The 12,975-nt window shown below is 65.5% G+C and carries 13 protein-coding genes; 10 read left to right on the forward strand and 3 right to left on the reverse strand.

Translation table 11 applies throughout. The features are described 5' to 3' along the window. Positions 1 to 147 precede the first annotated feature (147 nt). The 3 genes from AC13D8_RS20245 (at position 148) to mltG (ending at position 3,406) form a co-directional block, all read left to right on the forward strand. A complete protein-coding gene (locus tag AC13D8_RS20245; RefSeq protein ID WP_129432534.1) occupies positions 148 to 891 on the forward strand; it encodes a 1-(5-phosphoribosyl)-5-[(5-phosphoribosylamino)methylideneamino] imidazole-4-carboxamide isomerase in 744 nt (247 codons plus the stop codon). Positions 892 to 989: 98 nt separating this feature from the next. Beyond that, on the forward strand, positions 990 to 2,249 hold the full coding sequence (fabF, locus tag AC13D8_RS20250; protein WP_129432535.1) for a beta-ketoacyl-ACP synthase II: 1,260 nt from the start codon (positions 990 to 992) through the stop codon (positions 2,247 to 2,249). After that, on the forward strand, positions 2,249 to 3,406 hold the full coding sequence (mltG, locus tag AC13D8_RS20255; protein ID WP_482970323.1) for an endolytic transglycosylase MltG: 1,158 nt from the start codon (positions 2,249 to 2,251) through the stop codon (positions 3,404 to 3,406). Before fabF ends, mltG begins: the two co-directional genes overlap by 1 nt. Before the next feature lie 98 nt (positions 3,407 to 3,504). Here mltG and phaZ read toward each other — a convergent pair whose 3' ends face one another. Then, entirely contained in the window at positions 3,505 to 4,782 is a 1,278-nt protein-coding gene (gene phaZ / locus AC13D8_RS20260; protein WP_482970324.1) for a polyhydroxyalkanoate depolymerase, read from the reverse strand. Between the two features lie 104 nt (positions 4,783 to 4,886). Between phaZ and phaC the strand changes: the two genes are divergently transcribed. The 4 genes from phaC to AC13D8_RS20280 all read left to right on the forward strand — a co-directional run bounded on the left by phaC (position 4,887) and on the right by AC13D8_RS20280 (position 8,966). Continuing rightward, a complete protein-coding gene (gene phaC, locus AC13D8_RS20265; RefSeq protein WP_482970325.1) occupies positions 4,887 to 6,695 on the forward strand; it encodes a class I poly(R)-hydroxyalkanoic acid synthase in 1,809 nt (602 codons plus the stop codon). Positions 6,696 to 6,826: 131 nt separating this feature from the next. Next, positions 6,827 to 7,273, forward strand: coding sequence for a phasin family protein (locus tag AC13D8_RS20270; protein WP_129432539.1), 447 nt, complete (start codon positions 6,827 to 6,829; stop codon positions 7,271 to 7,273). 144 nt (positions 7,274 to 7,417) lie between these two features. Beyond that, a complete protein-coding gene (phaR, locus tag AC13D8_RS20275; protein ID WP_129432540.1) occupies positions 7,418 to 7,996 on the forward strand; it encodes a polyhydroxyalkanoate synthesis repressor PhaR in 579 nt (192 codons plus the stop codon). Between the two features lie 4 nt (positions 7,997 to 8,000). Next, the gene (locus tag AC13D8_RS20280) at positions 8,001 to 8,966 is read left to right on the forward strand and encodes a LysR family transcriptional regulator (protein ID WP_104017632.1); all 966 of its coding nucleotides are present in this window, start codon (positions 8,001 to 8,003) and stop codon (positions 8,964 to 8,966) included. On the opposite strand, the gene AC13D8_RS20285 is transcribed toward AC13D8_RS20280, so the two are convergent. Then, entirely contained in the window at positions 8,961 to 9,416 is a 456-nt protein-coding gene (locus AC13D8_RS20285; RefSeq protein ID WP_482970326.1) for a nucleoside deaminase, read from the reverse strand. The genes AC13D8_RS20280 and AC13D8_RS20285 overlap by 6 nt on opposite strands. 63 nt (positions 9,417 to 9,479) lie before the next feature. On the opposite strand from AC13D8_RS20285, the gene AC13D8_RS20290 reads away from it, so the two are divergent. After that, positions 9,480 to 10,289 (forward strand): pseudouridine synthase, encoded by an 810-nt coding sequence (locus AC13D8_RS20290; protein WP_104017716.1) that lies wholly within the window; start codon positions 9,480 to 9,482, stop codon positions 10,287 to 10,289. 54 nt (positions 10,290 to 10,343) lie between these two features. Here AC13D8_RS20290 and AC13D8_RS20295 read toward each other — a convergent pair whose 3' ends face one another. Continuing rightward, positions 10,344 to 11,036 carry a metal-dependent hydrolase gene (locus AC13D8_RS20295; protein ID WP_482970327.1) on the reverse strand — a complete coding sequence of 231 codons (693 nt, stop codon included), beginning with the start codon at positions 11,034 to 11,036 and terminating at the stop codon, positions 10,344 to 10,346. Positions 11,037 to 11,160: 124 nt separating this feature from the next. Between AC13D8_RS20295 and gatC the strand changes: the two genes are divergently transcribed. Then, the gene (gene gatC, locus AC13D8_RS20300) at positions 11,161 to 11,448 is read left to right on the forward strand and encodes an Asp-tRNA(Asn)/Glu-tRNA(Gln) amidotransferase subunit GatC (protein ID WP_129432544.1); all 288 of its coding nucleotides are present in this window, start codon (positions 11,161 to 11,163) and stop codon (positions 11,446 to 11,448) included. Between the two features lie 2 nt (positions 11,449 to 11,450). Continuing rightward, positions 11,451 to 12,938 carry an Asp-tRNA(Asn)/Glu-tRNA(Gln) amidotransferase subunit GatA gene (gatA, locus tag AC13D8_RS20305; RefSeq protein WP_482970328.1) on the forward strand — a complete coding sequence of 496 codons (1,488 nt, stop codon included), beginning with the start codon at positions 11,451 to 11,453 and terminating at the stop codon, positions 12,936 to 12,938. The last annotated feature ends 37 nt before the right edge of the window (positions 12,939 to 12,975 follow it).

Here is a 12,975-nt window from a genome sequence, read left to right on the forward strand (position 1 = left end):
ATTTCGGGCAAGGTGAAGCCGCAGGATGCGGGCACGGCGGGAAATGGTGCTATCATGCCGGTATGAGACCAGCGGCGCGCGGGCGAAACGGGCTATGAAATGCCTGACCCGGTATGTCTGCCGGTCACTGCTTTGAGGACTTCGGCAATGATCATCTATCCGACTCTGGAACTCATGGACGGCAAATGCGTGAGCCTCACGCGCGGGCGGCTCGACGAACCCGTTCTGTGGCATGTCGATCCGGTCGAAACCGCGCGCGGATTCGCGCGGGCGGGGGCCGAGTGGATGCACCTGACGGACATGGACGGGCTGAAGGGCGGCGACGCCAACAACGCGCTGATCGAGGAGATCATCCGCGCCGCCGGTATCCCCGTTCAGCTTGGCGGCGGCTTTCGCACGCGCGACTCGGTAACCGGCTGGATCGACCGCGGCGCGGGGCGGATCGTGGTCGGCACGCTGGCGGTGCAGGACCCAGATTGCGTGCGCGAACTGGCCAAGTATCACCCCGATCAAATCGTGGTGGCGGTGGATGTCTTCCAGGGGCAGCTGATGACGCATGGTTGGCAAAGCCCGTGTGCGATCAGCGCCGAGGATTTCATCGCCGCTTTCGACAACGTGCCGCTGGCCGCGATCCTGATCACCGATATCGACGCCGATATCGAGGACAGCGACGGCAGCCTCGGGGTGATTTCCGGCCTCGCGTCCAAAACGCGCCACCCGGTGATCGCGCGCGGCACCGTGCGCAGCGTCGATGACGTGGCTCGGCTCAAGTATATTCCCAACATATCCGGCACGCTGATCGGTCGCGCGCTGATGGCGCGCGATATCGATCTGGGCGAGGTACTGACGCTTGCGCGGCCGACCGCCGAGCCGACCGCCGAGTTTCTCTGACGCCGCGAACCGGGTGCGGGCGTGCGCCCGCGCCCTTGCCCCGCCGCCCCAAGCCGGGGTAAGAGCGGCGGGAAGTGAAGCAGTGAAAGGTCAGCATCATGCGGCGTGTCGTTGTCACGGGGCTGGGGCTTGTGACCCCGCTCGCCGATGGGGTCGAGGAAAGCTGGAGCCGTCTTCTGGACGGTCAGTCGGGCGCGGGGACGATCACCCGGTTCGACCCGGCGAACGTCCTTACCAAGTATGCCTGCGAAGTGCCATATGGCGATGGCAGCGATGGCACCTTCGATCCTGACCGCTACATGGAGGCCAAGGAGCGGCGAAAGGTCGATCATTTTATCCTCTTTGGCATGGCCGCCGCGCAGCAGGCCGTGGAGGATGCGGGCTGGACGCCGGAGGATGCAGAAAGCCTCGAGCGTACCGGCGTGATGATGGGGTCGGGGATCGGCGGGCTGCGCTCGATCGAGGAGACCACGCTCATCATCCGCGACAAGGGGGTGCGGCGGGTCTCTCCCTTCTTCATTCCCGGCGCGCTGATCAACCTCATCTCCGGGCAGATCAGCATCCGCTACGGCTTCAAGGGGCCCAACCACTCGGTGGTGACCGCCTGCGCCACCGGTGCCCATGCCATCGGCGACGCCGCGCGGCTCATCATGTTCGGCGATGCCGACGTGATGGTGGCGGGCGGGGCCGAGGCGGCGATCTGCGAGATCGGGATCGCCGGGTTCAACGCCTGCAAGGCGCTCTCGACCAAGCGGGCGGACGACCCCAAGGCCGCGAGCCGCCCGTATGATACCGAGCGCGATGGCTTTGTCATGGGCGAGGGTGCGGGGGCCGTCGTGCTCGAGGAATACGAGCACGCCAAGGCGCGCGGCGCCAAGATCTACGCCGAAATCCTGGGCTATGGCCTGTCGGGTGACGCCTATCACATCACCGCGCCGTCGGAGGATGGCGACGGCGGCCTGCGTGCCATGCGCGCGGCGCTGCGCAATGCCGGGCTGGAGCCTGCGGCGGTGGATTACGTCAACGCGCACGGCACCTCGACCATGGCTGACACGATCGAATTGAAGGCGGTCGAGACGCTATTGGGCGACGCGGCGGGCAAGGCCACGATGAGTTCGACGAAATCCGCCACCGGCCACCTGCTTGGCGCGGCGGGCGCGATCGAGGCGATCTTCTCGATTCTCGCGGTGCGTGATCAGGTGGCCCCGCCGACGATCAACCTCGACAATCCGGCGGCGGCGACACCGATTGATCTGGCTCCCAATGCCAAGCGCGAGCGCCGGATCGACGTGGCGCTGTCCAACAGCTTTGGCTTTGGCGGCACCAATGCCGCGCTGCTGGTGGGGAAACCGCGCTGATGTGGCGCCACATCGCTTCGAACTTGCTGACACTGCTGGTGGTGATGGTGTTCCTGCTGGGGGGGATCATTCTGTGGGGACAGTCGCAATACACCGCGACCGGACCCCTGAAAGATGCGATCTGCCTGCGCGTGCCGCCCGGCACCACCATGCGCGGCGTGTCGCGCGACCTCGAGGCCGAGGGCGCGGTGACAAGCGGCACGATCTTTCGCGTGGGCGCCGATTACGCGGGGCGCGAGGACGACCTGAAGGCCGGAAGCTGGCTCATCCCCGAGGGTGCGAGCATGGCCGAGATTACCGACCTTGTAACCCGGGGCGGGGCGAGCACCTGCGGAACCGAGGTGGTCTGGCGCATCGGCGTGACGGATACCGAGACGCTGGTGCGCGTACTTGACCCGGCGACCGCCGAATTCGTCGAGCGCGCACGCTTCGATCCGGCGCAGGAGGAGGCCCTACCCGACATATACGTGACCATGCGCGACCGCGCCGATACCCGCTATCGGATCGCCTTTGCCGAGGGCATCACGAGCTGGCAGGCAGTGGAAGGGCTGAAAGCCGTGGACGTGCTGACGGGCGAGGTGGCGGAGGTGCCGGCCGAGGGCAGCCTGGCCCCGGACAGTTACGAGGTGAGCGCGGGCGACACGCGCGAAAGCGTGATCGCGCGAATGACGCAGGCGCAGGAGGCGATCCTTGCCGCCGCGTGGGAGGGACGCGCCGACGGGCTGCCGCTGGAGAGCGCCGAGGAGGCGCTGATCCTCGCGTCGATCATCGAGAAGGAGACCGCGGTCGCGGATGAGCGTGGCCGCGTGGCGAGCGTGTTTGTCAACCGGCTGCGGCGGGGGATGCGATTGCAGACCGACCCGACGGTGATTTACGGCATTACCGAGGGCCGCGGCGTGCTGGGACGGGGCATCCGGCAGAGCGAGCTGCGCGGCGAGACGCCTTGGAACACTTACGTGATCGACGGGTTGCCACCCACGCCGATCGCCAATCCTGGCCGCGCCAGCATCGAGGCAGCGGTAAATCCGGCAGACACCGAATACGTCTATTTCGTCGCCGATGGCAGCGGCGGTCACGCCTTTGCCGAGACGCTGGCCGAGCATAACCGCAACGTCGCTCGCTGGCGCGAGATCGAGGCCGAGCGCACGGAGAACTAGCGTATCAAAGGGTAGTGCCGGAACGCGCGGCGCGTGTCGCGCAGAGGGCGCGTGTTTGCCGTGACCGATGTCGTGTGTCGGGGCTTCTTCGTCCCCGTTCAGACAGCGGCGGTGTTGCGGTTGGCGGGCTTGGTGGCCTGGTGGCGTCCGGCATTGGCGTCGATGAAGTCGAGCACTAGCGGGCGGATGTTGTTGCGCCAGGACCGGCCCGCGAAAATGCCGTAGTGGCCGGCCTCGGGTTCGAGATAGCTGGCTTTCATGCTGTTGGGCAGCCCGGTGCACAGATCGAGCGCGGCGACGCACTGGCCGGGGGCCGAGATATCGTCCTTGCCGCCCTCGACGGTCTTGACCGCGACATCGGTGATCTTGCCGATATCGACGTGGTGGCCGTTCACGGTGAACCGGTTCTGCGCGATCTCCAGCCCCTTGAAGATGCGCTCGACGGTGGACAGGTAGAATTCAGCGGTCATGTCCATCACCGAGAGATACTCGTCGTAGAAGCGGTTATGGGGGTCGTTATCGCTGGCATCACCCTGCGCCACGCGCAGGATCTGGTCGGTGAAGGCCTTGGCGTGGCGCTCTGAGTTCATGGAGATGAAGGAGGCAAGTTGCAGAAGGCCCGGATAGACCTGCCGCCCGACACCCTTGTAGAGGAAACCGACGCGCTGGATCATCAGCTCTTCGAGCTGGCCCATGGTCACGCGGCGACCGAAATCGGTGACGTCGGTGGCGGCGGCGTCGGGATCGACCGGCCCGCCGATGAGCGTCAGGGTGCGTGGCTGTGCCTCGGGCTCGATCTCGGCGAGGTAGGCGGTGGCGGCGAGCGCCAGCGGGGCGGGCTGGCAGACCGCGATCACGTTGATCTCGGGGCCCAGCTCCTTCATGAAATCGACAAGGTAGAGCGTGTAGTCCTCGATATCGAACTTGCCCTCGGACACCGGGATGTCGCGCGCATTATGCCAGTCGGTGACATAGACCTCGCAATTGACGATCAGCGATTTGACGGTCGAGCGCAGCAGCGTGGCGTAGTGGCCAGACATGGGCGCCACCAAGAGCACCTTGCGCGGCTGTTCGGCGCGGCCCGAGACGTTGAAATGGATGAGATCGCCGAACGGGCGCGACACCACCGTTTCGATGTTGACGAGGTGGTCCCTGCCGTCCTCGCAGGTGAAGGTGCGGATGCCCCAGTCGGGCTTGGCCACCATGCGCTCGAAGGTGCGTTCGGTGACCTGTCCCCAAGCCGACATCCATTGAAAGGCGGGGTTTGGCAACATGCTGAAAAGCGGATAGGATGCGAAGGAGAGGGCGGAGGCACCAAACCATTGATTGGCGTTGCGGAAAGATTCCATCAGGTCGTAGGTGGACATCTGGCGCATTGTCTTCTCCTTTCGCGGGAAGCTGAGGGCGATCGACGCGGGCAGCTTCGCATTTGCGAAACGGTATGCTGCATGGCAGAAATTGTTAAGGGGAAATGTTCAAAATGACAACGCAAGACGATGTCGCAGGCGCAAACATCGAGAAACTCAATGAAAATCTTGCGAAGGTCGAACAGTTGTCGCAGCGGTTGATCCAGGCATTGGCCGCCCGAAACCCCGCGAATCCCACGCTGAACACCCCGTCGCAGGAGCTTTTCACCACGGCCGCGACCTCCTACTGGACCGAGATGCTGGAGAATCCCGGCAAGCTCTACGAGCAGCAGCTCGACTACTGGGGCAAGTCCGTGCGCCATTTCCTCGACGCGCAGCAGACGATGCTGCGCGGCGGTGACGAGGACGAGGCGGAGGATGCGCCCGACCCGCTCGCCGGGGACAAGCGGTTCGCCAATCCGCTGTGGGACAGCCATCCGTATTTCAAATACGTCAAGCGGCAATACGCGCTCAACACGCAGGCGATCGAGAAGGCGCTTGCGGAGATCGACGAGAACCTGCCGGACAAGGACCGCAAGCGGCTCGGTTATTTCGCGCACCAGATCATCGACTTGATGTCGCCTACCAATTTCCTCGGCACCAACCCCGACGCGCTGGAACGCGCGCTGGAGACCGAGGGCGAGAGCCTGGTGAAGGGTCTGGAGAACCTGATCGCCGACCTGGAGGCCAACGATGGCGAGATGGTTGTGCGGCTGGCTGACGACAAGGCGTTCGAGCTGGGCGAGAATATCGCCACCACGCCGGGCGAGGTGGTCTATCGCAACCGGATGATGGAGCTGATCCAGTACGCGCCCGCGACCGAGGAGGTCCACGCCACGCCGCTGGTGATCTTTCCGCCGTGGATCAACAAGTTCTACATCATGGATCTCAAGCCCGAGAACAGCCTGATTAAGTGGATCACCGAGCAGGGCTACACGTTGTTCGTGGTGAGCTGGGTCAATGCCGATGCCAGCCATGCCGAGGTGGGCCTCGAGGAGTATATCGAGGAGGGCTACCTGACCGCGATTCGCGAGATCAAGGCGATTACCGGCGAGAAACAGGTCAACGCCGTGGGCTACTGCATCGCGGGGACCACGCTACACCTCGCGCTGTCGCTGATGGCCAAGCGCGGCGACAAGTCGGTGAAATCGGCCACGTTCTTTACCGCGCTCACGGATTTTGCCGAGCAGGGGGAATTCACCCCGTTCCTGCAGGACGATTTCATTGACGGGATCGAGGTGGAGGTAAACGCGCAGGGTGTACTGCGCTCCTTCATCATGGGGCGGACCATGTCGTTCCTGCGCTCGCGCGACCTGATCTATCAGCCCGCGGTGCGCAAATACATGATGGGCGAGGCGCCGCCCGCGTTTGACCTGCTCTACTGGAACGGCGACGGGGCCAACCTGCCGGGCCGGATGACGATGCAGTACCTGCGGGGCCTGTGCCAGCGCAACGAATTCGTCGAGGACGGATTCGAGATGTGCGGCGAGCGGCTGCATATCCGCGACGTGAAAATCCCACTGATGTCCGTGACCTGCGAGACCGACCACATCGCTGCGTGGAAGGATTGCTATCGTGGTTTTCAGCAGACCGGATCGAAGAACCGCACCTTTATCGTCTCGGAATCGGGCCATATCGCCGGGATCGTCAACCCGCCCGCCAAGAAGAAATACGGCCATTACACCAATGACGACCTGAGCGGCACGGCGGACGAGTGGATGGCTGGCGCGACGCGGCACGATGGATCGTGGTGGCCGCGCTGGGAGGCGTGGCTGAAGAAACGATCGGGCAAGATGGTCCCGGCGCGCGAGCCTGGCGACGCCGAGCACCCGCCGCTTGCCCCCGCCCCCGGCACCTACGTGCGCAAGAAGGCGACCACCTGACGCGGCGCGAGGCGGCTTTCGCGAATTTTTTGCTGCAGCGCAGAAAAAACTTGAAATGCTGCACTGCAGCAAGTATATCCCTGTCAGTACCAAAGAAGCGGCCCCCCCGCTGTAACCGAAAGGACGAGACAATGACCAAGACCACTGATTTCACCGCGATGTTCAAAGACGTCATGGGCAACTTCCCCGTGGACTCCAAGGCCATGGAAGATACGTTCAAGAGCCAGGCGGCCCTGAACGAGAAGCTGTCGGGCGTTGCCCTGTCGGCTGCCGAGCAGTCGACCGAGATCTCCAACAAGTGGACCAAGGAGACGCTCTCCAAGCTTAGCGAGATGTCGAAAGCCAAGACCGAGCCCGCCGACTACGCCAAGGCCATGACCGATTTCGCGTCGGCCAATGCCGAAGTCGCCGCCGAGCACATGGCTGCCTTCGCCGAAGTGGCCAAGAAGGTGCAGATGGAAACCGTCGAACTGCTGCTCGCCTCGGGCAAGACCATGCAGGAAGACGCCGCTGCCGCCGTCAAGAAGGCCAGCGACGACGTGACCGCAGCCACCAAGAAAGCCGCCACGTCCAAGTAAGGCGCGAGCGAACAGCAGGACGCGTCTCATCCCCTCCCAAGCGGGACGCGCTTTTGCCGGGCGAGCCGAAAGGCTCGCCCTTTCATTTTGCTGCGCCTGCGTCTAAGGTTTGCCGCAGCGCTGCATTCCGCGGGAGGATCCCCCTTGGCCGATACGAATAAACCGCTCCTGATAAAACGCTACGCGAGCCGGCGTCTCTACAATACCGAGACCTCTGATTACGTGACGCTCGAGGATATCGCCGGCTTTATCCGCGAGGGGCGCGAGGTCCAGATCATCGACCTGAAATCCGGTGACGATCTCACGCGGCAATACCTGCTTCAGATCGTCGCCGAGCACGAGAGCCGCGGCGAGAGCGTGCTGCCCATCAACGTGCTCAACGACCTGGTGCGCAGTTATACAACGCAGGCCACCAGCGTGGTGCCGGAATTCCTGGCCGCCAGTTTCGAGATGCTGCGCGACGGGCAGTCCAAGATGCTCGAGAACATGACCAAGGCCAATCCGCTCGCCACGATGCCGGGGATGGAGGCGATGCGCAAGCAGCAGGAGGCCTTCGTCAAGGCGATGACCGGCGGTCTTGGCGGGCTGGGCGGCACCGGGCCGGGCACGAGCCGGGACGAGAACGACGACACCGGCAAGAGCGACCATGCGGACGACGATCTCGACACGATCCGCAAACAGCTTGCCGAGTTGCAGGACAAGCTGTCCAAGCTCGACAAGTAACACGATGGTCGAGAAAAGCGGCCGGATCACGCTCTGGGGTATCGAGGTATTCATGGCCGCCGCCGACGAGCGGTCTATCTCTGCCGCCGCGCGGCGGCTGGGGGCAAGCCCCTCGGCGGTGAGCCAGCAATTGACCAACCTCGAAGGTGCGGTGGGCGCCACGCTGTTGCAACGCAACGCCCGGCCCATCCGCCTCACGCCCGCGGGCGAGATCATGCACCGCCGCGCGCAGGCGATCCTGAACGAGGCGGCGCAGGCGCGGGCAGAGCTGGCGATGTCGCATCTCACCACGCTCACGCGGTTCCGCCTCGGCATGATCGAGGATCTGGAGGCGGACGTGACGCCGCAGCTTCTGACCCACATGGCGGGCGAGTTGAAGGGCTGCCAGTTCCTGCTGGAGACGGGCGCGAGCCATTACCTCTACGATCAGCTCGATGCGCGCGCGCTCGACATCATCGTGTCGGCGCAGCTTGGCGATGGCGCGGACTGGACCGAGGTGCACCCGGTGCTGCGCGAGCGCTTTGTCGTGGTGGCGCCGCGTGGCGCGATCCGGCCGGACCGCGATATCCTGCGCCAGCTCAAGTGGCTGCCGCTCATCCAGTATACGCAGCGCCATTACATGGGACGGCTCATTTCGGCGCATCTGGCGCGCGAGAACCTAAACCTGCCCTACCGGTTCGAGCTCGACAGCTATCACTCGATCCTGGCGCTGGTGGGGCAGGGCACGGGCTGGTCGATCCTGACGCCGCTGGCGCTGATGCGGGCGCGGCGATTCGCCGATCAGATCGACGTGATGGAGCTGCCGCTGGCACCGCTGACGCGCACCATCGCCGTCACCGCGCGCAAGGGGATACTGCAGGACATGCCCGAGACGCTGGCCGCGCGGCTCAAGCCGGTACTGTCCGAAACCATTGTCGCCCCGGCCATCGCGGCGCACCCGTTCCTTGCCGACGGGGTGACGATCCTATGAGCCGCGCCGCGCGGCAAAGAAGCTGGTGAGCAGCGTTTCGGCCTCGATGGCACCGATGCCGTCATAGACCTCTGGCACGTGGTGGCATTGCGGATGCGCGAACACCCGCGCACCGTGCGCCACCCCGCCCGATTTAGGATCATCCGCGCCGTAGCACAGCCGCGCGATTCGCGCGGCGGCGATAGCGGCGGCGCACATGGCGCATGGCTCCAGCGTGACGTAGAGCGCGTGGCCCGGCAGCCGCTCGGACCCGGCCGCGGCGCAGGCCATGCGGATGGCGAGGATCTCGGCATGCGCCGTGGGGTCATTGAGCTCGCGGGTGCGGTTGCCTGCGCGCGCCACCACCGCGCCCGAGGGCGCCACGACCACCGCGCCAACCGGCACCTCGCCGCGCCCGGCGGCGGCCCGCGCCTCGGCAAGCGCGGCCTGCATGTGACCCTGGGACACCATGCGCCGCTTGTGGCGTGCGCATGTCCCTTTCGCAAGCCCCGGCTTTGCGCTATGCGCGCGGGCATGGACAGCAACACCCCCAAGGGCGAACGCATCGCCAAGGTCATCGCCCGCGCAGGCCGTGCCAGCCGCCGCGAGGCCGAGCGCCTGATCGAGGCGGGACGTGTCACGGTAAACGGGCAGAAGATCACCCGCGCCGCGCTCAATGTCACGCCCGCCGACCGCGTGACCGTGGATGGCCGCGCGCTCGACGCGCCAGAGCCGCCACGGCTGTGGCTCTACCACAAGCCGCGTGGCCGCGTGACCACGACGAGCGACGAGCAGGGCCGCGCCACCATCTACGACGACCTGCCCGAGGACATGCCCCGGGTGATGAGCGTGGGCCGGCTCGACCTCAATTCCGAGGGGCTGCTATTGTTGACCAATGACGGCGCGCTCAAGCGGCGGATGGAACTGCCCTCGACCGGCTGGCTGCGCCGCTACCGGGTGCGCGTCAACGGCACGCCCGACGATGCCACGTTCGAGCCGCTGCGGCAGGGGCTCACGCTCGGGGGCGAGCGGTTCCAGCCCATGACCGTGACGCTCGACCGCCAGAAGGGTGCCAACGCCTGGGTGACGGTATCGATTCGCGAGGGCCGCAACCGCGAGGTGCGTCGCGCGATGGAGGCGGTGGGACTGATCGTCAACCGGCTGATCCGGCTCTCTTACGGCCCCTTCCAGCTCGGCAATCTCAAGCCCGGCACGGTGGAGGAAATCCGCCCCCGCGTGCTCCGCGATCAGTTGGGGCTGAAGGACGAGGACGACGGCAAGGACGCCAAGCCCAAATCGAAGGCCAAACCGAAACCGCAGCGCAGCCGCCGCCCGCGCTCCTGATTTCATCTTGCCGCAAGTATCCCGGGGGCGTGGGGGCTGGCCCCCACACCGCGCTCAGAGTTCTATCGCCTCCATCACCTGCGGCTCGATCACGTCGACGCCCGGCAGCGCCTTGACGAGCGCCTCCGCGGATTGTTCGAGCAGCGGGAAGGTGCGGTAATGGCAGGGGATCACCGTATTGAAATCGAAGAAGGTTTTGGCCGCGTAGGCCGCGCGCGCCATGTCCATCGTGAAATGCCCGCCCGCGCAGAGGATGCCGATATCGGGGGCGTGCAGGTCGTTGAAGACCTTCATGTCGGCCATCACGTCGGTGTCGCCCGAGACGTAGATCACGTGGCCCTCGCCCTCGATCATGTAGCCGCATTCGCTGCCCGTCACTCGCGGGCCGTCGGGCGTGGCGATCGAGGTGGAATGGGTGGCGTGGACCATCGTCACGGCAACGCCGCCGAGATCGACGGTGCCGCCCTTGTTGAAGCCGACGGTCTCGATCTTTTCGGCCTCGGCCCAGTGCGACATCAGGTCGAACTGTCCCACCACCGGCACGCCAAGACGCTTGGCGAGCGGCAAGAGGCCGTTGATATGGTCGAAATGGGCGTGGGTGACGAGGATATGGGTGGCGCCCGCGGTGGCTGTCTCGTGTTGGTCCTCGGGCAGCATCGGGTTGCCGTCGAGCCACGGATCGACGAGCAGGATCTGCCCCGCGATCTCGATGCGGAAAGAGCTGTGTCCGAGCCAGGTGATGCGCATGGGGGTCTCCTTCGCTGTTGGTGGGGAAGAGATTAGCAGGCATGGGCCGCAAGGAAAGGGGCCACCGCTTGCCTCTGCCCGCGCGCGCGGGTAAACGCATCCCGACCCGATCATGGAGAGGCGCATGTCGATAGACCTTGAGACCGCCGCCCGCGTGGCCAAGCTCGCGCGGATTCGCGTGGATGAGGACGCGCTGCCCGCGCTGGCGCAGGAATTCAACACCATCCTCGGCTTTATCGAGCAGTTGGGCGAGGTCGATGTCGAGGGGGTAGAGCCGATGACGAGCGTCACGCCCATGCGCCTGAAGCGGCGCGCAGACGAGGTGACCGCGGGCGGGATGCAGGAGCGGATTCTCTCGAACGCGCCGGACGCGCGCGAGGGATTCTTTGCCGTGCCGAAAGTGGTGGAGTGAGCATGTCTGAGCTGAACGCGATGACCATCGCCGGGGCGCGCGACGCGCTGCGCCGTGGCGAAGTGACGAGCCTCGAGCTGACCGACGCCTGTCTCGTTGCCGCTGAGGCGGCGGGGGCGCTCAACGCCTTTGTCCATCCCACCCCCGATCTGGCGCGCGAGCAGGCGCGGGCGGCGGATGCGCGATTGCACGCGGGCGACGCGCCCGCGATGTGCGGCATTCCGCTGGGGATCAAGGATTTGTTCTGCACCAAGGGGGTGCCAAGCCAAGCGGCGAGCCGCATCCTCGACGGCTTTCGCCCGGAATACGAATCGACCGTGACGCAGAATCTCTTTGACGCGGGCGCGGTAATGCTGGGCAAGCTCAACATGGACGAGTTTGCCATGGGCTCGTCGAACGAGACCTCGGCTTACGGCAACGTGGTCAACCCGTGGCGGCGCGGCAATGACGAGGCGCCTCTCACGCCTGGAGGCTCTTCGGGCGGCTCGGCGGCTGCGGTGGCCGCCGATCTGTGCCTTGCCGCGACTGGCACCGATACCGGCGGCTCGATCCGGCAGCCAGCCGCATTCGCGGGGATCACCGGGATCAAGCCGACCTACGGGCGTTGCTCGCGCTGGGGGATCGTGGCCTTTGCCTCGTCGCTCGATCAGGCCGGGCCGATGACCAAGTCGGTGCGCGACGCGGCGATCATGCTCTCTGCCATGTGCGGGCACGACCCGAAGGACAGCACCTCGGCCGATTATCCGGTTCCGGACTTCGAAGCAGCGCTTTCGGGGGATATCCGGGGCAAGGTGATCGGGATTCCTAAAGAGTACCGCATGGACGGCATGCCCGAGGAGATCGAGGCGCTGTGGGCGCGAGGCCGCGAGATGCTGGCCGATGCGGGCGCGGAGATCCGCGACATCTCGCTGCCGCACACGAAATACGCGCTGCCTGCCTATTACGTGATCGCGCCCGCCGAGGCCTCGTCGAACCTCGCGCGGTATGACGGGGTGCGCTATGGCCACCGGGCGAAACTCGCCCAGGGTGACGGCATCACCGAGATGTACGAGAAGACCCGCGCCGAGGGCTTTGGCGCGGAGGTGCAGCGCCGGGTGATGGTGGGGACCTACGTGCTGTCGGCCGGGTTCTACGACGCCTATTACAACCGCGCGCGCAAGGTTCGCACGCTTATCAAGCGCGATTTCGAAGAGGTATTCGCCGCAGGCATCGACGCGATCCTGACGCCGGCCACGCCCTCGGCGGCCTTTGGTCTTGGCGAGATGGCAGAGGCCGACCCGGTGCAGATGTATCTCAACGACGTGTTTACCGTGACGGTGAACCTCGCCGGGCTGCCGGGCATCGCGGTGCCTGCGGGGCTCGACCGGCAGGGGCTGCCGTTGGGATTGCAACTGATCGGGCGGCCGTGGGAAGAGGGCGATCTGCTAAATACCGCGCATGCGCTGGAGCGGGCGGCAGGCTTTGTGGATAAGCCGGCGAAATGGTGGTAAATCCCGCGACGATGCGGGTCTGGACGGGATGATGCGG

It is taken from the genome of Roseovarius sp. B-10 (genome assembly GCF_056859295.1).

Bases quoted from the DNA above. Each gene is read 5' to 3' on its own strand.
- gatC (WP_129432544.1), top strand. From the start codon at position 11,161: ATGTCGATAGACCTTGAGACCGCCGCCCGCGTGGCCAAGCTCGCGCGG.
- AC13D8_RS20245 (WP_129432534.1), top strand. From the start codon at position 148: ATGATCATCTATCCGACTCTGGAACTCATGGACGGCAAATGCGTGAGC.
- mltG (WP_482970323.1), top strand. From the start codon at position 2,249: ATGTGGCGCCACATCGCTTCGAACTTGCTGACACTGCTGGTGGTGATG.
- AC13D8_RS20285 (WP_482970326.1), bottom strand. From the start codon at position 9,416: ATGGTGTCCCAGGGTCACATGCAGGCCGCGCTTGCCGAGGCGCGGGCC.
- gatA (WP_482970328.1), top strand. From the start codon at position 11,451: ATGTCTGAGCTGAACGCGATGACCATCGCCGGGGCGCGCGACGCGCTG.
- phaZ (WP_482970324.1), bottom strand. From the start codon at position 4,782: ATGCGCCAGATGTCCACCTACGACCTGATGGAATCTTTCCGCAACGCC.
- phaC (WP_482970325.1), top strand. From the start codon at position 4,887: ATGACAACGCAAGACGATGTCGCAGGCGCAAACATCGAGAAACTCAAT.
- AC13D8_RS20290 (WP_104017716.1), top strand. From the start codon at position 9,480: ATGGACAGCAACACCCCCAAGGGCGAACGCATCGCCAAGGTCATCGCC.
- AC13D8_RS20280 (WP_104017632.1), top strand. From the start codon at position 8,001: ATGGTCGAGAAAAGCGGCCGGATCACGCTCTGGGGTATCGAGGTATTC.
- fabF (WP_129432535.1), top strand. From the start codon at position 990: ATGCGGCGTGTCGTTGTCACGGGGCTGGGGCTTGTGACCCCGCTCGCC.
- AC13D8_RS20295 (WP_482970327.1), bottom strand. From the start codon at position 11,036: ATGCGCATCACCTGGCTCGGACACAGCTCTTTCCGCATCGAGATCGCG.
- AC13D8_RS20270 (WP_129432539.1), top strand. From the start codon at position 6,827: ATGACCAAGACCACTGATTTCACCGCGATGTTCAAAGACGTCATGGGC.